This is a genomic window from Burkholderia sp. 567 (assembly GCF_040545115.1).
Taxonomy (GTDB): domain Bacteria; phylum Pseudomonadota; class Gammaproteobacteria; order Burkholderiales; family Burkholderiaceae; genus Burkholderia; species Burkholderia ambifaria.
Genome location: NZ_JBEPLG010000003.1, coordinates 368,193 through 393,439, shown reverse-complemented (window position 1 = coordinate 393,439; position 25,247 = coordinate 368,193). Strand labels below are relative to the sequence as shown.

Genomic DNA, 25,247 nt, shown 5'->3' with positions numbered 1-25,247 from the left:
ATGGACACGACACCCGCACCGACCCGGCCGTCCACGCCGCTGTGGCTGCTCGCCGAACTCACGTACCGCTGTCCGCTGCACTGCGCGTTCTGCTACAACCCGGTCGATTTCGCGACGCACGGCGCCGAGCTCGATACCGACGCATGGCGCACGGTGATCAGCGACGCGCGCGCGCTCGGCGCCGCGCAGATCGGCTTTTCCGGCGGCGAGCCGCTGCAGCGCGACGACCTGGAGGTGCTGGTCCAGCATGCGCGATCGCTCGGTTTCTATACCAACCTGATCACGTCGGGAGTCGGCCTGAACGCCACGCGCATCGATCGGCTCAAGGCGGCCGGGCTCGATCATATCCAGCTGTCGCTGCAGGATTCGACGCGTGAGCTGAACGATTTCCTGACCAGTACGCGCACCTTCGACCTCAAGCGCGACGTCGGACGGCTGATCAAGGCGCACGGCTATCCGATGGTGCTGAACTGCGTGCTGCACCGGTACAACCTGCCGCACGTCGGCCAGATCATCGAGATGGCGCTCGACCTCGGCGCGGATTTTCTCGAGCTCGCGAATACGCAGTACTACGGCTGGGCGATGCTGAATCGCGACCAGCTGATGCCGACCGCCGAACAGCTGCGCGAAGCCGAGGAAACGGTCAATCGCTACCGCAAGCTCGTCGGCGAACGATGCAAGATCCTGTTCGTCGTGCCCGACTACTTCGAGCAGCGGCCGAAGGCCTGCATGAACGGCTGGGGTTCGGTATTCCTCGGCGTCGCACCGGACGGCACCGCGCTGCCGTGCCACGCCGCGCGCGGGTTGCCCGGCCTCGTGCTGCCGAACGTGCGCGACCGGTCGCTGAAGGAGATCTGGTACGACAGCGACGCGTTCAACGCGTTTCGCGGCGACGGCTGGATGCGCGACCCGTGCCGCACCTGCGACGAGCGCCATACGGATCATGGCGGGTGCCGGTGCCAGGCGTACATGCTGGCGGGCGATCCGGCGGAGGCTGATCCGGTGTGCGCGAAGTCTGCGCATCACGGCCAAGTCGAGCAGGCCGTGCAATTCGCGCGGCGGGCGGGGCGGCAGGATGAGCGTCCGCTGATCTTTCGCAGTGTGGCTAATTCGGTCGGGCGCTGAGCGGGACGGGATTCGCGATCGGCGCGCGTCACTTGCTCGATCGTTTCCTCGATTGCCGCGCAGCCTGCTCGAGCAACGCCGCGAACGCCGCTTCATCCGCACGCAGCCCCCTCGGCGTGCGCCGCACCTCCAGCGTCGCGAGCAACCCGGCCTCGAATGTATCGAGCACCACCGGGTGGATGTAGCAGCGCCGGCACACGGCCGGCGTGTTGCGTAATGTGTCGGCGACCGTCCGCACCGTCTCGACGATCTGCTTGCGGGCATGCGTGACGCCCTGATGCGGGATGCGCCTCAACAGCGCGAGCGCCTGCACGCTGCCCGCCCACGTCCGGTAATCCTTCGCGGTGAACTCCGCACCCGCTGCGTCGCGCAGATAGTCGTTCACGTCGGACGAGCCGACGGAATGGCGCACACCGTCGTCGTCCAGATACTGGAACAGCTCGTGCCCCGGCAGCTCCGCGCAGCGCCGCACAATGCGGCCGATGCGCGGATCCTCAACGGTCACGTCGTGCTCGATGCCGCTCTTGCCTGTAAAACGCAGGCGCACCTGGCCTGGCCGGATCGTCACGTGTCGCTTGCGCAGCGTCGTCAGCCCGTACGACGCGTTCTCGCGCGCATATTCGGCGTTGCCGATCCGCGCGAGCGTCGTGTCGAGCAGCCGCACGATCGTCGCGACGATCTTGTCGCGCGGCATCCCGGGTAGCGCGAGATCGCGGTCGACACGCGCGCGGATGCGCGGCAGCGCACGGGCGAAGGCCGCCATCCGCGCGTACTTGTTCGCGTCGCGCGTCTCCCGCCACAGCGGGTGATAGCGATATTGCTTGCGTCCGCGCGCATCGCGGCCGGTCGCCTGCAAATGGCCGTTGGGGTCCGTGCAGATCCACACGTCGGTGTACGCGGGCGGAATCGCGAGCGCTTTGATGCGGGCGATTTCGTCGGCGTCGCGGATCCGTTCACCGTCCTTCGTGTAGTACGCGAAACCGTTGCGCAGCCGCCGGCGCGTGTAGCCGGGGCGGCGGTCGTCGACGTGGCGCAGCCGCACGGTCGAACTCGCGACGGCGGCTGCAAGAGCTTCGGCGGCACCGCGTGGCGTGGGCTTCTTCATGCTGCGATGCGCCAATCGATCGGAGCCTCCACGCGCAGCGTGCTGCGTTCATGCATGGCGGGCATTGTTGTTCTCCTTGTTGCGGGCGGCCCGCCGCGATGCGCGAGCGGTCCTGCCAGCGCCGCAGCAAGATTCGTGCGCCGTCTGTGGATTTGCCGCCGAGCCGACTTCGCGCGTTCCGCGTTGCCTGCACGACGGCCGCTGCCGCGACCGCCCACACGCGGGCTGACGCCATTCCCGCACAACCCCGCCAGCAGCCCACCACCCCTTAGGTGTTTATACGTATGCCGATACCGATATCGCTTCAATCCAAGATTTCATTGGAAGGTTATCGGACTTGTTCCTAGACTGATCCGGGGCATGCATACCGGGTTGGCGCGCAAGCGCAGGCCGGGCGAGCCCGCACCGCATCCGCGCCACGCAGAATCAGAACAGCGCAGCACAGCACCGCGCAAGGCCGGCGCAGCGGCATACAACGACACCATCGGAGACGGACCATGACATTCATCAGGAAGCTGGCGGTCGGCGCGATCGTCGCCGCGGCGACGGTGCTGGCCACCGGCGCGCACGCGCAGCAAAAACCGATCACGCTCGGGTTCTCGCAGGTCGGCGCGGAGAGCGCATGGCGCACGGCGAACACCGTGTCGGTGAAGAGCGCGGCGAAGGACGCCGGCATCAACCTGAAATTCTCAGACGCGCAGCAGAAGCAGGAGAACCAGATCCGTGCGATCCGCTCGTTCATCGCGCAGAAGGTCGACGTGATCGCGTTCTCGCCGGTCGTCGAGTCGGGCTGGGAGCCGGTGCTGACCGAAGCGAAGGCCGCGCACATCCCGGTGATCCTGACCGATCGCGGCGTCGACGTGAAGGATCCTTCGCTGTACGTGACGATGATCGGCTCCGACTTCCTCGAGGAAGGGCGGCGCGCCGGCCACTGGATGGAAGAGCGCTACAAGAACGACGCGGGCCCGATCAACATCGTCGAGCTGCAGGGCACGGTCGGCTCCGCGCCGGCCAACGATCGCCGCGCGGGCCTGCTGGAGGTGATCAAGAGCAATCCGAAGTTCAAGGTGATCGCGTCGCAGAGCGGCGACTTCACGCTCGCCGGCGGCAAGCAGGTGATGGAAGCGTTCGCGAAGACCTACGGCAAGCAGATCAACGTCGTCTACGCGCACAACGACGACATGGCGCTCGGCGCGATCCAGGCGATGGAAGAAGCCGGCATCAAGCCCGGCAAGGACGTGAGCGTCGTGTCGTTCGATGCGACCAAGGGCGGCTTCCAGGCGATGGTCGCCGGCAAGATCAATGTCGACGTCGAATGCAGCCCGCTGCTCGGCCCGCAGCTGATGACGGCGGTGAAGGACGTGGTCGCCGGCAAGCAGCTGCCGAAGCGCATCGTCACGAACGAGACGGTGTTCCCGATGAACGTCGCGGCGCAGGTGCTGCCGACCCGCAAGTACTGATTCTTGACGGACGCGGGCGGCGGCGCGGGCTGCCGCCGTCCGGCAACCGCTTCGAAGCGAGGGCGTTCCATGACGAATCCGCCGGTGGTCGAGATGATCGGCATCGACAAGGCGTTTCCAGGTGTCCACGCGCTGCAGCGCGTGAACTTTCGGCTGTTTCCGGGCGAGATCCATGCGCTGATGGGCCAGAACGGCGCGGGCAAGTCGACGCTGATCAACGTGCTGACCGGCGTGCACGCGCACGACGCGGGCGAGATTCATGTCGGCGGCGCGCCGGTGCGCTTCGCCGCGCCGCGCGAGGCCGAGGCGGCCGGGATCCAGACGCTGTACCAGGAAGTGAACCTGTGCGCGAACCTGTCGGTCGCCGAGAACATCTTCGCGGGCCGGCAGCCGATGCGGCGCGGCGCGATCGACTGGAAGACGATCCATGCGCGTGCGCGCGCGGCGCTCGCCGAGCTCGACCTGTCGCTGGACGTCACGCGCTCGCTCGACGCGTATCCGATCGCGGTGCAGCAGATGGTCGCGATCGCGCGGGCCGTGTCGGTGGACGCGCGCGTGCTGATACTCGACGAGCCGACGTCGAGCCTCGACGACGGCGAGGTCGCGCGGCTCTTCGACGTCCTGCGCCGGCTGAAGGCGTCGGGCATCGCGATCCTGTTCGTCACGCATTTTCTTGAACAAACCTATGCGGTGTCCGACCGGATCACGGTGATGCGCAACGGCGAGCGCGAAGGCGAGTATCTCGCGCGCGACCTGCCGGTCGACAGCCTGGTCGCGAAGATGACCGGCCGCGCGCCGATGTCCGGCACGCTGCAGGCGGGCGCGGCGGCCGTGCAGCGCGATGCCGGCGCGGCCGCGCCGTTCCTGTCGATGCAGCAGGTCGGTCGGCGCGGAATGATGAGCCCGCTCGATCTCGACGTGCGGCCCGGCGAAATCGTCGGGCTGGCCGGGCTGCTCGGCTCGGGGCGCACGGAAACCGCGCAGTTGGCATTCGCCGCGGAGCGCACCGACACCGGTGCGATCGAGATCGACGGCGCGCGCACGCGGCTCGCGTCGCCGCACGACGCGGTGCGCCACGGCATCGCCTATTGCCCAGAGGATCGCAAGAAGGAGGGGATCGTCGCCGCGCTGTCGATCCGCGAGAACATCGTGCTCGCGCTGCAGGCGCGGCGCGGCTGGTGGCGGCTGATCAGCCGCGCGCGCCAGCGCGAGCTCGCCGATACCTACATCGCGCGGCTCGGCATCAAGGCGCGCGACGCGGAGCAGCCGATCGGGCTGCTGTCGGGCGGCAACCAGCAGAAGGTGCTGCTCGCGCGCTGGCTCGCGACGGAACCGAAGCTGCTGATTCTCGACGAGCCGACCCGCGGCATCGACGTCGCCGCGAAATTCGACATCATGGAGCGCGTGCTGGCGCTGTGCGCGCAGGGGCTCGCCATCCTGTTCATCTCGTCGGAGATCAGCGAAGTCGTGCGCGTGAGCCACCGGATCGCGGTGCTGCGCGACCGGCGCAAGGTCGCCGAACTGAGCGGCGCCGACGCGTCGGAGGAACACGTGTACCAACTGATCGCGGGAGGCCGGTCATGATGCGGCTACGCACATTGCTTCGCCATCCGCTCGTATGGCCGCTGTTGACGCTCGCGCTGCTGCTGGCGCTCGACGTCGCGCATCGGCCGGGCTTCCTGTCGATCTCGCTGCTCGACGGCCACCTGTTCGGCGCGCCGATCGACATTCTCAATCGCGCGGCGCCGCTGGTGATCGTGTCGCTCGGGATGACGCTCGTGATCGCGACGCGCGGGATCGACATCTCGGTCGGCGCGATCGTCGCGATCGCCGGCGCGGCCGCGGCGATCGTGCTCGACGGCGACCCGTCGCGGCTCGGTATGGCGCTGGCCGCCGCGCTCGGCGTCGGCGTGCTCGCCGGTGCGTGGAACGGCGTGCTCGTCGCGTTCGTCGGGATGCAGCCGATCATCGCGACGCTGATCCTGATGGTCGCCGGACGCGGCATCGCGCAGTTGCTGACCGGCGGGCAGATCATCCCGATCGGCGCGCCCGGCTACCTGGAGATCGGCGGCGGCTATCTCGCGGCCGTGCCGTGCTCGGTGTGGATCGCGATCGCGACGATCGCGGCGACCGCGCTGCTGGTGAACCGCACCGCGCTCGGCCTGTTCATCCGCGCGATCGGCGTGAATCCGGTCGCGACGCGGCTCGTGGGGCTGCGCGCCGGCGCGGTGGTGTTCGGCGTGTATCTGTGTTCCGGCGTGATGTCGGCGCTCGCGGGCATCCTCGCCAGCTCGAACGTGCGCAGCGCCGACGGCAACAACGCGGGGCTGCTGCTCGAGCTCGACGCGATCCTCGCGGTGACGCTGGGCGGCACGTCGTTGCTCGGCGGCCGGTTCAGCCTCGCCGGCTCGGTGCTCGGCGCGCTGATCATCCAGACGCTCACCTACACGACCTATTCGATCGGCGTGCCGCCGGAGGCGACGCTCGTCGTGAAGGCGATCGTCGTGATCGTCGTGACGCTGATCCAGTCGGACGCGGCGCGCGCGCTGGTGCTGCGGCACGCGTCGCGGCTGCTGCCTTCCGCGCGTTCGCGCGCCACCACCGGAGCCACGCCCCGATGAACCGATTCCTCGCCCGGCTCGCCGACCCGCGCACGCTGCCGATCGTCGTGACGATCGTGCTGTTCGCCGCGCTGTTCGGCTTCGGATCCGTGATGTACACCGGCTTCTTCTCGATGCAGGTGTTGACCGGGCTGCTCGTCGACAACGCGTTCCTGCTGATCGTCGCGATCGGGATGACGTTCGTGATCGTGTCGGGCGGCATCGACCTGTCGGTCGGGTCGGTCGTTGCGCTGACAACGATCTTCTGCGCGGTCGGTGCCGAGCGGCTGCACTGGCCCGTGTGGGCGATCGTGCCGCTCGTGCTCCTGTTCGGCGCGCTGTACGGCGCGGCGATGGGCGCGCTCATCCATTACTTCCGGCTGCAGCCGTTCATCGTCACGCTGGCCGGGATGTTTCTCGCGCGCGGCGCGTGCTTCCTGATCACGACGCAGTCGATCACGATCAACGAACCGACGTTCCATGCGCTCGCGGGCATCAGCGTGCCGATCGGCGGCGGGACGCTGAGCGCGGGCGCGCTGATCGCGCTCGCGACGCTGGCTGCGGCGATCTACGTCGCGCATTTCACGCGCTTCGGCCGCAACGTCTATGCGATCGGCGGCAACGAGCGCTCGGCGCTGTTGATGGGGCTGCCGGTCGCGCGCACGAAGGTCGGCGTGTATGCGCTGAGCGGCTTCTGTTCGGCGCTCGGCGGCGTGGTGTTCACGCTGTACGTGCTGTCCGGCTACGGGCTGCAGGCGCAGGGGATGGAGCTCGACGCGATCGCCGCGACGGTGATCGGCGGCACGCTGCTCACGGGCGGCGTGGGCTACGTGATCGGGTCGGTGTTCGGCGTCGGCATCCTCGGCACGATCCAGGTGCTGATCACGTTCGACGGCACGCTGAGCTCGTGGTGGACGCGGATCGTGATCGGCGCGCTGCTGTGCGTGTTCTGCCTGCTGCAGCGGGTGATCGAGCGGCATGCGGCGCGGCGGCGTACCGGCGGCACCGGGCTCGATCCGAAACGCCGCAAGCGCGACGCCGCGCGGGTCAGGCCTGCGGCGGCGGGCGACGACGCGGCGCTGGTGTCGACGATGCGGCGGTTGTAACGACTGTCGCGTCAGGTGCGATCGTCCGCACGCACCTGCGAGGGAGTGCGTGGCCCGCTGTCACTGGCTTCATGAGCGGCGCGGCGATCACGCCGACCTTGCCATGTCCGGCTCCGCATCGAACGATGCATCGACGATACCCATCCGTTTCAGCGACTCGGTCAGCCGCTCGATCGCGTGCAGATCGAGCGCGTCGAGACGCTCGCGCATCGCCTGCACGAACGCGGCATGGCGCGGCGCATGCGCATGCTGGCCGAGCCATTCCTCGATATCGGTGAGGCGGCCTTCGCTGGCTAGCACGGCCAGCTCGTCGAGCGCATCCGGCGACGGGCAGCGCATCGCATGCGCGTCGCTCAGCGATTCGTCGGGTTCGACGGGCTCGGCCGGCCGCATCAGCGCCGACGCCGGGATCAGCGCATGCCCGATCGCCGGTGCGACGATCTGGAACGTGAACGACGTGCCGACGCCCGGCTGGCTCGTCACGGAGAGCTCGCCGTTCATCGCGCCGACGATCCGCTGCGCGATGAACAGCCCGAGCCCGGTTCCGCCATTCACCGCCTGAACCTGCTGGTACGCGCGGAAGATGTCGCTCGTCTTGCCGATGTCGATCCCGATCCCGGTATCGGCGACCTCGAACACGATGCGCCACGCATCCCCCTGCGGATACGCGCCGACCGACAGCGTGACCGTGCCGTCGCGCGTGAACTTCGACGCATTCGACAGCAGGTTGAGCAGCACCTGCTGCAGCCGGATGCCGTCGATCGACAGCTTGCGCGGCAGCGGCGTCAGCGGCCGGTAGTCGAACCGGTTGTCCTGCTGCCGGCACAGCGCGAGCGCATAGTCGCCGATGTCGGTCAGCAGGCCGGGCAGGTCGGTCGCGTCCGGCGAGATGCCGAGCGGCTGCAGCTCGGACTTCGTGTATTGCAGCAACTCGTCGATCAGCGTGAGCTGGTAACGGATGCTGCGGTCGATCGAGCGGATCAGCCGCGCCTGGCTGCGGGTCGCGCTTTGCAGCAGCAGCTTCGCGTAGCCGTTGATCGTCGACAGCGGCGCGCGCAGGTCGTGGCTCACGTAGCCGAGCGTCTCGATCTTCTGCTGCATGTGCGTCCTTACCTGCTGCAACGCGTCGTTGAGCGCGACCGTGCGTTTCGCGACCTCATCGCGCAGGCGATCCTGTTCGGTGAGCTGCCACTGCTCGAGCCGCTTGCGCGCCTCGGTGCGTTGACGGCCGACGTGGTGGATCCACGCGGCCAGCACCAGCAGGTGCGTGGCGAGCCCGATGATCGCGACCACGGGATTCGGATGGATGTCGGATTTCAGCCAGAGCAGCCACGTCGGTATCGCATCGCGTCCGTCGAGCACGCGCACCAGCATGTTGAAGCTCGCGAACCCGACGGCGATCAGCATCACGCGGGCGCTCGGCGTGCGCCGGATCGCGAAGGTCAGCGCGAGGCCGATGTTCACGACCGCCATCACGGTGTTCAACCGCAGGCAGAACCACGTGAAGGTGAGCAGGTCGCCGTACGCCGCGCCGGCCATGCCGATGCATTCGAGCGCGAAGAACGCCATGTAGACGGCGCGCATCGGCATGCTGGCTTTCTCGCGGTGCGCGACCATCAGGATGAAAGCGATGAAGCAGGCGACCGACAGATAGACGAAGATCACCTCGCCGCGTGCCGACCATTCGTACGCGCCGGGCCACAGATACATCACGGTATAGCCGCGGTACGTCGCTTCGAACAACGTCGTGCTCAGCGCCAGCACGGCCAGCACGACGAACATGCCGCTGCGCGAAAAGAATCCGATCAGCAGCGCACACCAGACAAGTGCGAGCAGGCCGCCGAAGAAACCGAAGTTCCACATCGCGGCGCGCAGTTCGTACGCGTGCCATGCGGTGGGCGTGAACACGGACGGCGCGAGCCGCATTTCCTTGCGCGACGTGATGCGGATCAGCACGGGCATCCGTTCGCCTGGCCGCAGCGTCGTGTCGAGCGTCGGATATCGGGAAGCGGGATGCTCCGCGTCGCCGCGGTCGGCCGGAAAGCGTGCGGCGAGCGTCCACGCGCCGCCGCGCTCGACATAAAAGTCTGCATGGTCGAGACGTGCGTCGCAAATCGCCAGCACCAGCGGGCGCTCGACGCTGTCGTGATTGACCAGCGTCGCGGCGACCCACCATGCCGAGCGGGAAAATTCGATGTTGAACGACGGACGCGCTGCGGACGCGGACGTGCCGGTTGGCGCAGCCGCGAGTCGCGCGGCGGCCTGATCGACGGACATCGTCGCGCCCCGATCCTCGACGATCGACACCGCGTCCAGTTGTGCAGCGTTTTCCGTCGCTTCGGCGCGGTGCGTCGCGCACGCGATCAGCGCCACCGCGAGCAGCAGGAAGGTGTACCAGCCCGACGCGCGGCGCCTAGGCATCGCGCGGGTGATCATGCGTCGCGGGCAGTGCGTCGACCGCCGGACGCTGGCGCCGCCAGTCGGACGGCGTGATGCCGAACCGTTCGCGAAACGCCGTCGCGAAATTGCCCGGCGTCGAGAAGCCGATTTCCTCGGCGATGTCGCCGATCCCCATCGACGTCTCCGCGAGAAAGTGCTTCGCGGCGCGCAGCCGTGTGTCGCGCAGGTATTCGAACACGGTCTGGCCGAGATGATCGCGGAACACGCGCGACAGCCGCTTTTCGTGCGTGCCGACCTGCCGCGCGAGTTCCTCGAGCGTCGGCGGATTGCGCAATTCGCGCAGCAGCACGTCGCTCGCCGCACGCACCAGCGCGGCGTCCGGATGATCGGGCAGCTCGGGCAGGTGCGCGAACGGCTGGCTGCGCCGCGCGCGCTTCAGATGATTGCGGATCCGCGCAATGACCTCGACCGGCTCGAACGGCTTCACGATGTAGTCGAGCGCACCGGTTTCGAGCCCCGCGATGCGATCGTCGAGATCGGCGGCGGCGGTCAGGATGATGATGGGTATGTTCTGCGTCGACGGCGTCGATGCCAGCAGGCGGCACGCGGCGAAGCCGTCCATGCGCGGCATCCGGACATCCATCAGGATCAGGTCGGGCGCGACGGCCTGCGCGCGGTGATAGGCCTGCAGCCCGTCGAACGCGACACTGATCCGGCATCGCGCCGAACGCAGGATCTCCGTCAGGAGCCGCAGGTCGTTCGGCCGGTCGTCTACAACGAGAATGTGTGCGCCAACGAGATCCGGCGTGGCGCGCAGCGACGCCGGACTGGACGAGCGGGATGACATGGTTGCGAACGCGTTGGGGAGGTAGGCCGGGGTCGGACTCGATGCATCTATGCGCACGATTGTTGCAAAAAATTATATGACGACAATAGCGCCCGCGGTGGGGTTTCCGTGCGCCGCGTGTGGGCATGTTTGACAGTGCGCGCAACCTTCCTGGCGGTGCGCCCGCACCGCGAAAACGGGCTGGGAAAAAGTGCCGGGCCGGCTATTAAATTCCGGTCGTTATTGCCGATATGAATCGGCGTAAATGGAATTGGCCCGAATGATGAATCGAGTTGAAATGTGTCGTGCAGGCAGCCTGTTTCGACGCGGATCGCGGTCATCAATTTCGTGTCCCCGTGATTAAGTTTTTATGGATCGCTGGTTAAAAATGCTTTCGCGTTTAAGTCGATCGGGATGCCGGAATGTATGAATGTAAATATCGTCCGGCCGGGAAAACAGTTTGTCCGCTCGGGAAAAGGTTCGCGCGCCGGAGTCCCGGCACACTAGGCCCGATGTGACTGGAGCGGTTGTTCGGCAGAACGGCGTTCCACACGAATTTCATTTGTCGCGGCGGCATGTTTGAGTGCGCAATATTCAATGTGACATTGAGTGCTGACAATCTCAAATTCCGGGATTCCGGTGCTGCGACGAGAGTCGGCACGAGGGCAATGCAAGCTTCCCACCCTTCGAATTGGCTTGATATAAGAGATGAAGGGAATGGCGTAGAAGCTGAGAGAGTGTGACATACAAGGCAACAAGAAATAGTCAAAGAAAGTCAGTCGATTAATTCGATGCAGGGGTCGTCCGGCCTATCGTTGGTTTTTCCGGAAATCCGGAATCTCCGGCGCGCGCCTGGACGGAAAAGGGGTGGGTGGGTTCGCGTCGGCCGCCGGGCAGTTCGGTCCTTCAGGCGGCGGTCGCGCGGGCGCGCTCTCGAATCAGGCGGCACGAAAAACATGAATATGAAAGGCACGGCAGATCACAGCACCGGTTCGCCCGAACCGGCGGCGGCTGTCAGCGTCCGCGGTCCGGCGGCGCATGCTTCATTCCCCGGGGCCGCACGACGTCATCCTCCCCCTGAATGACCCAGGACGGGCCGCCCGGCGCATTCGGCGCGGCTTTCGTTCACCGACGCTTCCTCATGAAATTCGAGTTCGCCGCCCATGGGCCGGCGCGACGGCGTGCGCACGCGTTTTTCCGCGTTGTGCCGCCCGGCATGCCGCCGCCTGATCGGCGAGCTCGACTTCCATGATTCGATAACCCGCGATCGTCGCCGTGCATCGTGTCGTCCGACACGGACGGCGTGCGGTCGTGTGATCGCGACGTGTGTCGCGCGTGTCGTGCAGAGCCGTTCAGCAGTTCAGTTAGATATGCGAATCAAGTAGCGTGGCGTCGCGAGACGGGAGACAAAGAAGGTGGAGACGGTCTGCTCCCGGCCGCGTTCGCTGTTGCGTCATCCAGCACATGTGAACCGAGGGAAAACAAGATGAACAAGTCGTTCAAGTCGATCTGGAACGAAGCACTGGGGGCGTGGGTTGCGGCGTCCGAGCTCGATCGCGCGCGCGGCAAGCGCGTGGCGTCGTCGAGGAGCGCGGGCGAGCACGCTGCCCACGAAGGCGCCGCCGCGAGCATGGCAACGCCGCCTGGGCTGTCGCCCCGGCGACTGGTCATGATGATGGCCGCCGCGTACCTCGGACTGTTTCAGATGGGCGCCCACGCGCAGTATTCGGCCGGTGGCGGCTCCGCGACGGGCGGCGCCAGTTCGACCGCGGTCGGCAACGGCGCGCTTGCCTCGCAGACGAATGCGACCGCGTTCGGTAATCTGGCGACGGCGGCGGGCGTGTCGTCCACGGCGATCGGCCCGGGTGCGCACGCGATGGCGGATGGCGGGACGTCCATCGGCATCAACTCGCAGGCGACCGGCGTCAACAGCGTGGCGCTGGGCGTGCAGGCGATCGGTTCAGGCGCTTTCGCGGTCGCGGTCGGCAACCTGTCGAGCGCGACGCAAAGCGGCTCGGTGGCGCTCGGTAGCGGTGCGGCGGCGACCGGCGTATCCGCGATCGGGCTCGGCAACAATGCGTTCGCGTCGGGTCAGTATGCGGCGGCACTCGGGCTCGGGGCGAGCGCGGCAGGGGCGCAAAGCATTGCGCTCGGCTATGCGTCGCATGCCGACCTGACGGGCTCGGTCGCCCTCGGCAACCAGTCGACGGGTTCGGGGGCGGCCGCCGTTGCCGTGGGCAGCGGCGCGCTGGCTTCCGGCAATTCGGGCGTGGCAATGGGGGTGAACAGTGGCGCGAAGGGCACGTCGTCGATCGCCATCGGCTGGGGCGGCACCGCAGGCGTACCCGGCTCGGGCACGCAGTCGCTCGGCACCAGTTCGATCGCGCTGGGATCGAATACGACGGCCGGCGCCAACAACGCGGCCGCATTCGGCCTGAACGCCAATGCATCGGGCCTCAGCTCGATCGCGATGGGTGTGCAGTCGACCGCGACGCAGCAGTATGGCGTTGCGCTCGGCAACCTCGCGCTCGCGACCGGTATCTCGGCAAGTGCGCTGGGGCCGGGCGCGACGGCGTCGGCATTGAATTCGACGGCGGTCGGCATCAACAGCGTGGCGGCGGCGACATCGACCGTCGCGATCGGCGACAGCAACTCGGTCGCCGCGGGCACAGGTGCCGGCTCGATCGCCGGCGGCAATTTGTCGAAGGTCCTGGGCGGCACCGGCGCCGTCGCGCTCGGCTTTGGCCAGACCGTCAGCGGCAACGGCGCGGTCGCGATCGGCGACCCGAGCACCGCGATCGGCACCGGCGCGGTCACGGCCGGTTCGAACAACACCGCGAACGGCGACGGCGCGGTGGCGATCGGCAACTCGAACATTGCGCAAGGCATCGGCTCCGTCGCGCTCGGCAATACGTCGACGGCGGCCGCGGCGGGCGCGGTGGCGTTCGGCGCGTCGGCCGTCGCGAACAATGCAAACGACGTCGCGCTCGGCTCCGGTTCGGTGACCGCCGCGCCGCATCCGACCGCCACGGGCACCATCGGCGGCGTCACGTATACGTTCAACGGCGTCAATCCGGTGAGCGTCGTCAGCGTCGGCGCTGATGGAAGCGAGCGGCAGATCACCAACGTCGCGGCAGGGCGCATCAGCCCGACGAGTACGGATGCGATCAACGGCTCGCAGCTCGATGCGACGAATCAGGCGGTGACTTCGCTGTCGACGTCGACGTTGTCGAGCATCACGTCGTTGTCGACTTCGACGTCGACCGGGATCGGTTCGTTGTCCACGGGCCTGAGCTCGACCAACAGTTCGGTGGCGTCGCTGTCGACGTCCACGTCGACGGGGCTGTCGTCGGCCAATAGCGCGATCACGTCGCTGTCCACGTCGACGTCGACCGGCATCGGTTCGTTGTCCACCGGCTTGAGCTCGACCAACAGCGCGATCACGTCGTTGTCGACGTCGACCTCGACGGGCCTCAGCTCGTTGTCCACCGGCCTGAGTTCGACCAACAGCACGGTCACGTCGCTGTCCACGTCGACCTCAACGGGCATCGGCTCGCTGTCCACCGGCCTGAGCGCGACGAACAGCAACCTCACCTCGCTGTCGACCGCCACGTCGACGGGCATCGGTTCGCTGTCGACGAGCCTCAGCTCGATCGTGAACAACAACACCAATCTCGGCAACAGCACGGCCGGCGCGATCGGCGGCGGCTCGACCTACGACCCGACGACCGGCACGATTTCGGCGCCGTCGTACGTGACGTACAACAGCGACGGCTCGACCACGATCAACAACAACGTCGGCTCCGTGGTCGACAACATCAACGCGCACGGCATCAAGTATTTCCATGCGAACTCGACCGCGCCGGACAGCCAGGCGCTGGGCGTGGACAGCGTGGCGATCGGGCCGAACGCGATCTCGCGCGTGGACGGCAGCATCGCGCTTGGCTCGGGCTCGGTGGCCGATCGCGCGACGACGCCGTCGTCGGGCATCATCCGCAACGGCACCGCGGCGATCCCGTTCAACACGACGGACCAGACGCTGCTCGGCGCGGTGTCGGTGGGCGACACGACGAACCGCACGTATCGCCAGATCACCAACGTCGCGGACGGCACCGGGCAGCAGGACGCGGTGACGGTACGGCAGCTGACCGGCGCGTTGCAGTCGTTCGCGGTCACGGGCCAGAAGTACTTCCACGCGAATTCGACGGCCGGCGACTCGCTCGCGGTCGGCGCGGAATCGGTCGCGGTCGGGCCGACGACGGTCGTGAACGGCGACAACGGCGTGGGCATCGGCAACGGCGCGATCGTCGACCAGACCGCGCCCGGCGGCGTCGCGATCGGGCAGGCCGCGAGTTCTGCGCAGGCCGATGCGATCGCGCTCGGCAGCGGCGCGTCGGCCCTCGGCGCGCAGTCGGTCGCGCAGGGTGCCAATGCGTCGGCGGTCAGCGTGGGCAGCGTCGCGCTCGGCTCGGGTGCGCACAGCACCGCCACCGATGCGCTCGCGCTCGGCGCCGGCGCGTCGGCGACGCTCGCGAACAGCGTTGCGCTGGGCGCCGGTTCGCTGACCACGGTCGGCGCGCTGACGAACTACGTCGCGTACGGCCTGAGCAGCCCGCAGTCGTCGGCCGGTGAAATCAATATCGGCAACCGGCAGATCACGGGCCTCGCCGCGGGCAAGAACGGCACGGACGCGGTGAACGTATCGCAGCTCGACTCGGTCGCGAACCAGTTGACGACGCTGATCGATCAACGCACGACCAATCTCGGCGGGCAGTACACGACGAACCCGCCCGGCGGCAACGTGCCGCCGGGGGCGAGCGGTTCGAATTCGTCGGCAGGCGGTTCGGGCGCGGTCGCATCGGGCTCGAACAGCACGGCGGTCGGCAACAGTGCGACGGCGTCCGGCAACGGCTCGACGGCGATCGGGGTCGGCTCGATCGCATCGGGCAACAACTCGACGGCGATCGGCGCGGGCAGCAACGACGGCGGCCGGTCGAACGTCGTCGCGGTCGGCTCCGCGGATTCGCCGCGCCAGGTCGTCAACGTCGCGGCGGGCACGCAGGGCACCGATGCGGTGAACGTGAACCAGCTGAATGCGGTGTCGAACCAGTTCACGCAGTCGCTGAACACGGTCAACAACCAGATCTCGCAGATGCAGCAGCAGATCCAGCAGACCGATTCGATGGCGCGTGAGGGGATTGCCGCGACGGCCGCGTTGGCGTCGATTCCGCACATGGACCGCGACTCGAACTTCGCGATGGGCGTCGGTACGGCGACGTTCCAGGGTCAGAAGGCCATGGCCGTCGGCGTGCAGGCGCGACTCACGGAGAACCTGAAGGCGACGCTGAACGGCGGCTTCGCCGGCAGCCAGCGCGTCGTCGGCGCGGGCGTGCTGTATCAGTGGAAGTAATCGCGCGCGGCGGTCCGTTCCGGCATGCGCTGCCGGAGCGGACCGCGTCGAACGCAACCGCACGCGGATGCGGCCGCGCCATCGCGCCGCACGCGTTGCGCCCATCGCATTTTCGGAGTAACCAAGTGAAAAACATCCAACTTGCCCTGCTGGCGTCCGTCGTTTCCCTCGCTGCCTGTTCGAGCGCGTCGGGGCCGACTTACAACGCATACGAATTGCAGTCCCGTGACGGCATCCGCACCTTCCGCGTCGACTGTCACGGCATCCTGTCGAGCGCGAAGACCTGCATGAAGGTCGCGACGCGCATGTGCGGCAACGACGCCGTGCGCGTGGTCGATGCCACGACGCCGTATCGCGACGGCGCCGATCCGCACTCGATGGTGTTCCAGTGCGGCGCGGCACCCGCGCCGGTCGCCGCGGCCGCAGCGCCCGCGCCCGCTGCGGTCGAGAAGGTTAGCCTCACCGGCGATGCGTATTTCGCGACCGACTCGGCCGTGCTGACGTCGGCGGCCACCGCCGCGCTCGACAAGCTGCTGAACCAGCAAGGCGACCGGCATTTCGCGCGCGTGGACGTGGACGGCTATACCGACGCGACCGGCTCGGATGCGCACAATCAGGCGCTGTCGAAGCGTCGGGCCGATGCGGTCGCGGCGTATTTGCGTGAACACGGGCTGAAGGCCGATGCGTTTGCCGCGACGGGGCATGGAGAAGCCAATCCGGCGGCATCGAACGATACCGCCGAAGGGCGCGCGCGCAATCGCCGGGTGGAAATCTCGCTGCAGAAGTAAGACGTGGCGACCGGGTCGCCGCACGCGTGGCCGTCGTAGGCGGACGGTTCGCGCGCGGCGGCGATGCCGTGCGCCGTGCCGCCGGATGCGCGACGTCGACGAAGGCAACGCCTCAGCGGTGCGTGCGCGGAGTCATCGTTGTCGCAGGGGACGACGCTGCCGCACGGCGACTTACTTGCGCGTCCGGCACGCAAGTCATTCGTCCGCGCAGAGCAGCCCATCAGTGCCGGATCACGCAAACGGCCACGATTTCATATCCGGGGTCGGCATGCGTATTTGCCGCCTTTTCGGCTTCCTCATACGAACCGAACGACGCCGCATCTTCAATCGACGGTGCCATGCCGATATCGCCGTCCTCGGCAGTACAGAGGAATTGCTCGCCGGTCTTCACGACGTACACGGACATCATGATTCCCTCCAGGGTTTGCAGGGGGAAATACCAGTCTAGCAGCCGGACGTGCACAATACCGGCATGCGAACCCCCGACCTTGAATGTCTTGTCACCGTTACCATGCCCTTCGGAAAATACAAGGGCCGACTCCTGGCCGACCTGCCCGGGCCTTACCTCAACTGGCTGGCGCGCGAAGGATTCCCGCGCGGCGAACTCGGCCGACAGCTCGCGCTGGTGCACGAGATCGACCATAACGGTCTGAGGGAACTCCTGGCGCCCCTGCGCAAACCCGGCTATCCACCCGCCGATGCTGACATAAAATAACAAAAGGCTCTGTCGCGGATAAACCGCTGGCAAAAGAGGGGTGCCAACATGAGACGCCTTTATTTTCTCGTACCCGATACGCAGATGGCGAAGGCGATCGTCGATGACTTGCTGCGCGCCCGCATCATCTGGCGCCATATCCATGTTCTCGCCGATCACAGCGTCACGCTTGATGAGTTGCCCGAAGCATCTCTGCTGCAAAGCAGCGATGTCGTGCACGCGCTCGAGCGGGGCGTCGCACTCGGCGGCGCGACAGGCGCGCTCATCGGTCTCGTCGCGCTGGTATTCCCTCCCGCGCAGCTCGTGATCGCGGGCGGCGCTGTCGTCGGATTGACGGTGGCGGGCGCGGGCTTCGGCGCGTGGACGGCCGCGATGATCGGCATTGCTGAACCGAATGGGCGGCTCGCGCGCTTTCGCGAGGCCATCCGCGAAGGCCAGATCCTGATCATGGCCGACGTGCCGCCGCTGCGAGAGGAGGAAATCTCGCAGATGGTCGCGCAGCATTTTCCCCAGGCGGACATGGAAGGCGGCGAGCCCACGACGCCGATCTTCCCCTGACACGCCAAAACCGGCACACGCGAACACCCGCGCTCATCGACGCGATTCGTCGGACGCATGTTCGCGTTGCCGCGACCGTGGGCGGCATTGCGTTGCGTTTCGACGCGGCTGCCCGTGGCGTTGCCGAATCGCGGGGCGAACGTGTTGCGATGCGCTGCGCCGGCTCGCGCCCGGCGATTTCGAATCGCACACGGCACATACTTTTTGACGCGAAGGGCGCGTTCTGAACCTGAGTGCTGAAGCTGAACCATCAGCAAGGAGGTCATATGGAACTGCACATGCAATCGCACCATTGGGAACGGCGCACGCCGGACTGGGTCTCCGCCGCCGTGGCCGGCCTGGCGGGCGGTGCACTGGTGATCGCGCTGGAATTCTTCTGGTCGACGCTGGTGCTCCATGAAAGCCCGTGGCGACCGACCCACAAGATCGCCGCGATGGTGATGGGCCGCGGTGCGCTCAGCCAGTTGTCGCAATTCAACCTCGAAATCGTCGCGATGGCGCTGCTGCTGCACTACGTGCTCGGCGCGCTGATGGGGATGATGCTTGCCGCGATCATGGCGCCTTTCCGGTTCGATTCGAGCGTGGGCATGGAGGCGGTGATCGGGCTGGCGTTCGGGCTCGTCGCGTACCTGTGGAATTTTTATGTGATGACGGCCGTGTTCCCGTGGTTCATCTCGGAGCGCGGTTCCGGCCCCTTGCTGGCGAACCTGCTGTTCGGCGTGGTGGCGGCCGTCGCCTATGGCCAGCTGGAGCGATGGCGCAGGCCGAGCAGGATGGAGTGACGCGCCGGCGCTGAACCTCCGTCGGCTCCGCTAGACGGCCGCGCCGGCAATCCTTGCCGGAGGCGGCCGTTTTTGCATCGCATCGCCGCATGCGACGCCGCGGTTCGCGCGTTTCGTGCGCGACATGCGCGACATCCGCGGCGTGCGTCTGCGCGTTTCGCCGCCTTGCACGATGCAGGGCAGAGGACTACCTTTTCTTAAGAGCCGTCGTGGGCAGCGCGTCGCGAAGCGGCGCCGGCACAGGTGCCGGCGCGGACGATACGACGAATGCGAAATGCGCCGACGCGGCGCGGCGACGCCAGCAGCGTCGTGTCGACGGCTCGGGTGCGTGACACGCAGCGAGGCGGCCTATGGCCCTTGCGATTGCTCTGGTCCTGATCATCGCAGTGGCGGTGGGGTTTCACTTTGCCAGCCCGTGGTGGATCACGCCGATCGCGTCGAACTGGGTGCGCATGGACGACATGCTGACGATCACGCTCGTCATCACCGGCGCATTTTTCATCGCGATCAACCTGTTCATCGTGCTCGCGCTGCTGCGCTACCGGCATCGCAGCGGCCGTCGCGCGGCCTACGAGCCGCACAACAGGCGGCTCGAATGGTGGCTGATCGGCCTGACCTCGGTCGGCGTGGCTGCACTGCTGGCGCCGGGGCTCTTCGTTTATGCGGACTACGTACGACCGCCGTCCAGGGTGCTGCAGATGGAAGTGCTCGGCCAGCAATGGCAATGGCGCTTCCGCTTCGCCGGCCCCGCCGGCAAGCTCGGCACGACGGACGTGCGCTACATCAGCGACGCCAACCCGTTCGGCCTGAACCCCGGCGACCCCAACGGCCGCGACAACTACCTGATCGATTCATCCGAAGTGCACTTGCCGCTCAACCGGCCGGTGCAGGTGCTGGCACGGTCGCGCGACGTGCTGCACGACTTCTACGTGCCGCCGTTCCGCGCGCGGATGAACATGGTGCCGGGCATGGTGACCACCTTCTGGTTCACGCCGACCAAGGCCGGGCGTTACGACATCCTGTGCGCGCAGCTCTGCGGCATCGGGCATTCGAACATGCGCGGCGTGGTGGTGGTGGAAGACGAAGCGTCGTTCTCGCGCTGGCTCGCGCGCCAGCCGACGTTCGCGCAGCGGCAGCAGGCGAACGTGCAGGCCGCGCCGGCCGCCGCGGGCGGCAGCGCCCAGGCGCTGGCCGACCAGGGCAAGGCGCTCGCGGCCGCCAAGGGCTGCATCGCCTGCCATACCGTGGACGGCACGCCGCGCGTGGGCCCCACGTGGAAGGGCCTGTACGGCAAGACCGAAACGATGGCCGATGGCAGCACCGCGAAGGTGGACGACGCGTATCTGCGCGCGTTCATCACCAACCCGACGGCCCGCGTCGTGAAGGGCTTCTCGCCGATCATGCCGCACTTCGACCTGAGCGATCAGGAACTGGCCGCACTGGTGGCCTATATCAAGGCGCAAGGCGGGCCGGACGCCAGCAGCGCGGCGCAGCGCTAGCGGAGCACACCCCATGACTTACGCGCATTCCGATCACGCCCCGCAGAGCTTCTGGACCCGCTACGTGTGGAGCCAGGACCACAAGGTCATCGCCGTGCAGTACGCACTGACGGCCATCGCCATCGGCCTCGTCGGCCTGGTGCTGTCGAACCTGATGCGGCTGCAGCTCGGCTTCCCGGGCAAGTTCGCGTTCATCGACGCGAACCACTACTACCAGTTCGTCACGATGCACGGGATGATCATGGTGATCTACCTGCTGACGGCGGTGTTCCTCGGCGGCTTCGGCAATTACCTGATCCCGCTGATGCTGGGCGCGCGCGACATGGTGTTCCCGTTCCTCAACATGCTGAGCTACTGGGTCTACCTGCTGGCCGTGCTGGTGCTGACCGCGAGCTTCTTCGTGCCGGGCGGGCCGACCGGCGCTGGCTGGACGCTGTATCCGCCGCAGGCCATCCTGCCGGGCACGCCGGGCGTGGAATGGGGCATCGTGCTGATGCTGGTGTCGCTCGCGATCTTCATCGTCGCGGCGACGATGGGCGGCCTGAACTACGTGACCACCACGCTGCAGGCGCGCACGCGCGGCATGACGCTGATGCGCATGCCGCTCACGGTGTGGGGCATTTTCACCGCGACCATCATGGCGCTGCTGGCGTTTCCGGCGCTGTTCGTGTCGGCGGTGATGATGCTGTTCGACAAGACGCTCGGCACCAGTTTCTTCGTGCCCGCCGTGGTGTCGATGGGGCAGACGCTCAACCATGCCGGCGGCAGCCCGCTGCTGTTCCAGCACCTGTTCTGGTTCTTCGGGCACCCGGAGGTCTACATCGTCGCGCTGCCGGCGTTCGGCATCGCATCGGACCTCATTAGCACGCACGCGCGCAAGAGCATCTTCGGCTACCGGATGATGGTGTGGGCGATCGTCATGATCGGCGCGCTGAGCTTCGTGGTCTGGGCCCACCACATGTTCATCGCCGGCATGAATCCGTATTTCGGCTTCTTCTTCGCCACCACCACGCTGATCATCGCCGTGCCGACCGCGCTGAAGGTCTACAACTGGGTGCTGACGCTATGGCGCGGCGATATCCACCTGACCGTGCCGATGCTGTTCGCGATCGGCTTCATCAGCACCTTCGTGCTCGGCGGGTTGACGGGGCTCTTCCTCGGCAACGTGAGCGTGGACATTCCGCTGTCGAACACGTACTTCGTGGTCGCGCACTTCCATATGGTGATGGCCGTGTCGCCGATCCTGGTGGTGTTCGGCGGCCTCTACCACTGGTATCCGCTGGTGACGGGCCGCATGCTGAACGACACGCTCGGGCGCCTGCACTTCTGGTTCACGTTCGTCGGCACCTATGCGATCTACTTCCCGATGCACTATCTCGGCGTGCTCGGCATGCCACGACGCTATTACGCGTATGAAGGCTACAGCTTCATTCCGCATTCGGCGCAGACGCTCAACGCGTTCATCACCGTCGTGGCACTGATCGTCGGCGTGGCGCAGCTGCTGTTCCTGTTCAACCTCGCGTGGAGCCTCAAGCACGGCAAGCGTGCCGACGGCAACCCGTGGCGGGCCACCACGCTCGAATGGCAGACGCCGCAATCGCCACCGGCGCACGGCAATTGGGGCGCGGCGCTGCCGATCGTCTATCGCTGGGCATACGAATACAGTCCCGCAGGGGAGGCGGAAGATTTCGTCCCGCAAAACCGGCCGCCCGCGACGGCGCCCGAGCCCACGCCGGCCCGGCCGACGCTTCACTCCGACGAGGCACACGAATGACCACGCTGCCGCGCCCCTTCGGTCCCGACGCGCAACCGGTCTTGCCGAATGCGGGCCGCACGGGCCTGATCGTCTTCATGGCGGTGGCCACGACGTTGTTTTCGCTGCTGCTGCTCGCTTACGGGATGCGCATGCGCGAGCCCGACTGGCAACCGATTCCGCATCCGGTGCTGCTGTGGTGGAACACCGGTGCGCTGGTGCTGGCCAGCATCGCGATGCAGCGCGCCCGGCGGATGACCTTGCACCGCGCGGTGTGGCTGGTATCGGGCGGCGTGCTGGCGGCGCTGTTCGTGATCGGGCAACTGACCGCGTGGCGCATGCTGTCCGCCGCCGGGCAGACCGTCAACGTCAATCCTTCCAACAGCTTCCTGTACCTGCTCACCGGCCTTCATGGGTTGCATGTGCTGGGCGGGCTGGTCGCCTGGGTCGTCACGATCGCGCTTGTGCGGCGCGCGGACCCGTTCCGGGCCCAGCGCGCCATTGCGCTGTGCGCGACCTACTGGCATTTCCTGCTGGCTGTCTGGCTCGTGCTGCTGGCGGCGATGTGGTGGATGACCCCGGCGATCGTCGCCGCCATCTGCGGGCCGCTGTATGGAGCCGCGCCATGACCGTGCCCACGCTCCCCACCGAATCGTCTGTCGGCGAATCGGCCGACATCGCCCCCGCCGACGCCGGGCCCGACGGCTGGCGCGGCATCGTCACCGACTGGGCGGGCGACCGCGAAGCCTTCAAGGTGCCGTGGGGCAAGGCGATGATGTGGATCTTCCTGCTGTCGGACACCTTCGTCTTCAGTAGCTTCCTGATCGGCTACATGTCGGTGCGCATCTCGACCACGGCGCCGTGGCCCGATACGTCCAAGGTATTCGGGCTCACGGTGGGCGGCGTGGATGTGCCGCTGCTGCTGATCGCGATCATGACGTTCATCCTGATCAGCAGCAGCGGCACGATGGCGATGGCCGTCAACTTCGGCTACCGGCGCAACGCCAAACGCGCCGCCGTGCTGTTGCTGGCGACCGCGCTGCTGGGCGCGGCCTTCGTGTCGATGCAGGCGCTCGAATGGACCAAGCTGATCGTCCATGAAGGTATCCGGCCATGGGGCAACCCGCTGGGCGCGGCGCAGTTCGGCGCGTGCTTCTTCACGATCACAGGGTTCCACGGCTTTCACGTGACCTGCGGCGTGATCTACCTGCTGCTGATCGCACGCAAGGTGCTGCAGCCGGGGTTCACCGAGCACGGCAACTTCCAGATCGTCGAGATTGCCGGCCTGTACTGGCACTTCGTCGACCTGGTGTGGGTGTTCATCTTCGCGTTGTTCTACTTGTGGTGAGGCAGGCCATGGACCACACCGATTCCGCCGATCGACCCGACGCCGCGCACGGCCAGCAGCATCCGATCGGCGTCTACCTGAAGATCTGGGGCCTGCTGTTCGTTCTGAGCACGTTGTCGTATCTGGTCGACTACTTCCACGTGCAGGGCGTGCTGCGCTGGGTGCTGATCGTCGTGCTGATGATCGCCAAGGCCGGGCTGATCGTGTCGATCTTCATGCACATGATGTGGGAGCGGCTGGCGCTGGTGTACGCGATCCTGGTGCCGCCGCTGTGCCTGCTGGTGCTGATGGTGCTGATGGCCGCCGAAGCGCATCACACGTTCGGCATGCGGGCACTCTTCTTTCACTGATCCGCGCGCATCCGTTCGAGGGAGACTCTCATGAAATTTTCACGTCGACGTTTCATTACGGCGACCACCGTGCTGGCTTCCGCGCTGGCCGTCGGCCGTCGCGCGGCGGCGGCGGATGCCGTTGTCGTGCAGGAATCCGATGCAAACGCGCAGGCGCTCGGCTACAAGACCGACGCGAGCCGGGTCGACCGTAAGAAGTTCCCGAAATTTCAGCCGGGCGAGGCCTGTGCGAATTGCCAGTTCTACCAGGGCAAGGCCGATGCCGCGATGGCGCCGTGCGCCATTTTCGGCGGCAAGCAGGTCAACGCGAAAGGCTGGTGCAGCGCCTATGCGAAAAAAGCGTAGCGAGCAGCGCGGCCCGCGCGGCGCAACGGGGCGAGCACATACAATGTGAGCGTTTGTCGGCCTGCGCTTCGCCATGACCTGGGTGACGCGCGGGCCGCTCCGCCCGCGACCCGCCAAGGCCATCATGGAAATCAAATGGATCGAGGACTTCCTCGCGCTCGCTCAATATCAAAGCTTTTCCCGTGCGGCTGAATTTCGCAACGTCACGCAGTCGGGCTTCAGCCGTCGCATCCAGTCGCTCGAGCAGTGGATCGGCGCGGAACTGATCGACCGCAGCAGCTTTCCGCCCGTGCTGACGCCGGCGGGCCGGCTGTTTCGCGAGACGGCCGAAGACGTGCTGAGCCGCCTGTTCGACACGCGGGCCATCATCCGCACCGAGCAGCGGATCGCCGGCAAGAGCCTGCAAATCGCCGCGGGCCACACGATCGCGCTGAGTTTCCTGCCGGGCTGGCTCAAGGCGCTCGCGCCGCATTTCGGCGAAGTGCGGGCGCGCGTGATTCCGACCAACGTCCATGACTCGATCCTGATGCTCGTCAACGGCAACTGCGAGCTGATGTTTGCCTATCACCATCCCGAGCTGCCGCTCCATCTCGACCCGGCGAAGTACGCGCACCTGACGGTCGGCCTCGACACGTTGATGCCGGCATGCCGGCCGAACCGGCACTCGGCCCCCGCGTTTCGCCTGCCCGGAACGAAGCAGAGCCCGCTGCCGCTGATCTCCTATACGGAAACCAGCTACTTCGGCCGCTGTCTCGCGCTGCTGCTCGCCCGTGCCCCCCATACGCCCGCGCTGCAGCTGCACTACGAGTCGGACATGGCCGAGGTGCTGAAGAAACTCGTGATGGAAGGTGAGGGCATCGCGTGGCTGCCGCGCAGCGCCATCGCCGCCGAACTGGCGGCCGGCGAACTCGTCCCGGCGGGGCCCGCGACGTGGAATCTGGACGTCGAGCTGCGCGTGTATCGCGACGTGTCCAACCGCAGTGAATTCCTCGACACGCTGTGGCAGCACCTGCGCGAGGCGCCTTCCCGGCTCGGCTGAGTCGGGTTTTTCCCGCCTTATGCGGCGCTCGCATACCG

At 67.0% G+C, this 25,247-nt stretch carries 21 protein-coding genes; 17 read left to right on the top strand and 4 right to left on the bottom strand.

The features are described from left to right. Positions 1 to 1,125 (top strand): pyrroloquinoline quinone biosynthesis protein PqqE, encoded by a 1,125-nt coding sequence (gene pqqE / locus ABIC50_RS12220; RefSeq protein ID WP_006751645.1) that lies wholly within the window; start codon positions 1 to 3, stop codon positions 1,123 to 1,125. 28 nt (positions 1,126 to 1,153) lie between these two features. Here pqqE and ABIC50_RS12215 read toward each other — a convergent pair whose 3' ends face one another. Further along, entirely contained in the window at positions 1,154 to 2,230 is a 1,077-nt protein-coding gene (locus ABIC50_RS12215) for a DNA topoisomerase IB (protein WP_354164050.1), read from the bottom strand. A 497-nt stretch (positions 2,231 to 2,727) separates the two neighbouring features. On the opposite strand from ABIC50_RS12215, the gene ABIC50_RS12210 reads away from it, so the two are divergent. From ABIC50_RS12210 to yjfF, 4 genes are all read left to right on the top strand, one after another. Beyond that, the gene (locus ABIC50_RS12210) at positions 2,728 to 3,690 is read left to right on the top strand and encodes an ABC transporter substrate-binding protein (RefSeq protein WP_011661068.1); all 963 of its coding nucleotides are present in this window, start codon (positions 2,728 to 2,730) and stop codon (positions 3,688 to 3,690) included. 69 nt (positions 3,691 to 3,759) lie between these two features. Beyond that, positions 3,760 to 5,274 (top strand): sugar ABC transporter ATP-binding protein, encoded by a 1,515-nt coding sequence (locus ABIC50_RS12205; RefSeq protein ID WP_011661069.1) that lies wholly within the window; start codon positions 3,760 to 3,762, stop codon positions 5,272 to 5,274. After that, positions 5,271 to 6,311, top strand: coding sequence for an ABC transporter permease (locus ABIC50_RS12200; protein ID WP_175661701.1), 1,041 nt, complete (start codon positions 5,271 to 5,273; stop codon positions 6,309 to 6,311). Before ABIC50_RS12205 ends, ABIC50_RS12200 begins: the two co-directional genes overlap by 4 nt. Next, a complete protein-coding gene (yjfF, locus tag ABIC50_RS12195; protein ID WP_354164048.1) occupies positions 6,308 to 7,396 on the top strand; it encodes a galactofuranose ABC transporter, permease protein YjfF in 1,089 nt (362 codons plus the stop codon). Before ABIC50_RS12200 ends, yjfF begins: the two co-directional genes overlap by 4 nt. 87 nt (positions 7,397 to 7,483) lie before the next feature. Here the strand turns inward: yjfF and ABIC50_RS12190 are convergent, their stop codons facing one another. Beyond that, positions 7,484 to 9,817 (bottom strand): sensor histidine kinase, encoded by a 2,334-nt coding sequence (locus ABIC50_RS12190; protein ID WP_354164046.1) that lies wholly within the window; start codon positions 9,815 to 9,817, stop codon positions 7,484 to 7,486. Next, positions 9,810 to 10,643 carry a response regulator transcription factor gene (locus tag ABIC50_RS12185; RefSeq protein WP_105830876.1) on the bottom strand — a complete coding sequence of 278 codons (834 nt, stop codon included), beginning with the start codon at positions 10,641 to 10,643 and terminating at the stop codon, positions 9,810 to 9,812. Before ABIC50_RS12185 ends, ABIC50_RS12190 begins: the two co-directional genes overlap by 8 nt. Before the next feature lie 1,465 nt (positions 10,644 to 12,108). On the opposite strand from ABIC50_RS12185, the gene ABIC50_RS12180 reads away from it, so the two are divergent. Next, positions 12,109 to 16,032, top strand: coding sequence for a YadA-like family protein (locus ABIC50_RS12180; RefSeq protein ID WP_354164045.1), 3,924 nt, complete (start codon positions 12,109 to 12,111; stop codon positions 16,030 to 16,032). Positions 16,033 to 16,157: 125 nt separating this feature from the next. After that, on the top strand, positions 16,158 to 16,820 hold the full coding sequence (locus tag ABIC50_RS12175; protein WP_354164043.1) for an OmpA family protein: 663 nt from the start codon (positions 16,158 to 16,160) through the stop codon (positions 16,818 to 16,820). A 220-nt stretch (positions 16,821 to 17,040) separates the two neighbouring features. Here the strand turns inward: ABIC50_RS12175 and ABIC50_RS12170 are convergent, their stop codons facing one another. Continuing rightward, positions 17,041 to 17,229, bottom strand: coding sequence for a hypothetical protein (locus tag ABIC50_RS12170; RefSeq protein ID WP_175676046.1), 189 nt, complete (start codon positions 17,227 to 17,229; stop codon positions 17,041 to 17,043). A gap of 63 nt (positions 17,230 to 17,292) precedes the next feature. Here ABIC50_RS12170 and ABIC50_RS12165 point away from each other — a divergent pair, with 63 nt between their 5' ends. The 10 genes from ABIC50_RS12165 (at position 17,293) to ABIC50_RS12120 (ending at position 25,209) form a co-directional block, all read left to right on the top strand. Then, a complete protein-coding gene (locus ABIC50_RS12165; RefSeq protein ID WP_354164041.1) occupies positions 17,293 to 17,535 on the top strand; it encodes a DUF3820 family protein in 243 nt (80 codons plus the stop codon). A 48-nt stretch (positions 17,536 to 17,583) separates the two neighbouring features. Continuing rightward, the gene (locus ABIC50_RS12160) at positions 17,584 to 18,093 is read left to right on the top strand and encodes a hypothetical protein (RefSeq protein ID WP_011661081.1); all 510 of its coding nucleotides are present in this window, start codon (positions 17,584 to 17,586) and stop codon (positions 18,091 to 18,093) included. Between the two features lie 266 nt (positions 18,094 to 18,359). Continuing rightward, a complete protein-coding gene (locus ABIC50_RS12155) occupies positions 18,360 to 18,875 on the top strand; it encodes a hypothetical protein (RefSeq protein WP_012372279.1) in 516 nt (171 codons plus the stop codon). A 350-nt stretch (positions 18,876 to 19,225) separates the two neighbouring features. After that, positions 19,226 to 20,374: a cytochrome c oxidase subunit II gene (locus tag ABIC50_RS12150; RefSeq protein ID WP_126224339.1), complete on the top strand. Its 1,149-nt coding sequence runs from the start codon at positions 19,226 to 19,228 to the stop codon at positions 20,372 to 20,374. 13 nt (positions 20,375 to 20,387) lie between these two features. Further along, positions 20,388 to 22,148, top strand: a complete 1,761-nt coding sequence (gene ctaD, locus ABIC50_RS12145; RefSeq protein ID WP_354164039.1) for a cytochrome c oxidase subunit I — start codon at positions 20,388 to 20,390, stop codon at positions 22,146 to 22,148. Then, positions 22,145 to 22,756: a cytochrome c oxidase subunit 3 gene (locus tag ABIC50_RS12140; protein WP_126224343.1), complete on the top strand. Its 612-nt coding sequence runs from the start codon at positions 22,145 to 22,147 to the stop codon at positions 22,754 to 22,756. The genes ctaD and ABIC50_RS12140 overlap by 4 nt, the downstream gene beginning before the upstream one ends. Next, entirely contained in the window at positions 22,753 to 23,475 is a 723-nt protein-coding gene (locus tag ABIC50_RS12135; protein WP_105830869.1) for a heme-copper oxidase subunit III family protein, read from the top strand. Before ABIC50_RS12140 ends, ABIC50_RS12135 begins: the two co-directional genes overlap by 4 nt. Positions 23,476 to 23,483: 8 nt before the next feature. Beyond that, the gene (locus tag ABIC50_RS12130) at positions 23,484 to 23,825 is read left to right on the top strand and encodes a cytochrome C oxidase subunit IV family protein (protein WP_006756511.1); all 342 of its coding nucleotides are present in this window, start codon (positions 23,484 to 23,486) and stop codon (positions 23,823 to 23,825) included. A gap of 30 nt (positions 23,826 to 23,855) precedes the next feature. Beyond that, on the top strand, positions 23,856 to 24,170 hold the full coding sequence (locus tag ABIC50_RS12125; RefSeq protein ID WP_011661087.1) for a high-potential iron-sulfur protein: 315 nt from the start codon (positions 23,856 to 23,858) through the stop codon (positions 24,168 to 24,170). Between the two features lie 124 nt (positions 24,171 to 24,294). Beyond that, the gene (locus tag ABIC50_RS12120; protein WP_354164037.1) at positions 24,295 to 25,209 is read left to right on the top strand and encodes a LysR substrate-binding domain-containing protein; all 915 of its coding nucleotides are present in this window, start codon (positions 24,295 to 24,297) and stop codon (positions 25,207 to 25,209) included. Positions 25,210 to 25,247 lie beyond the last annotated feature (38 nt).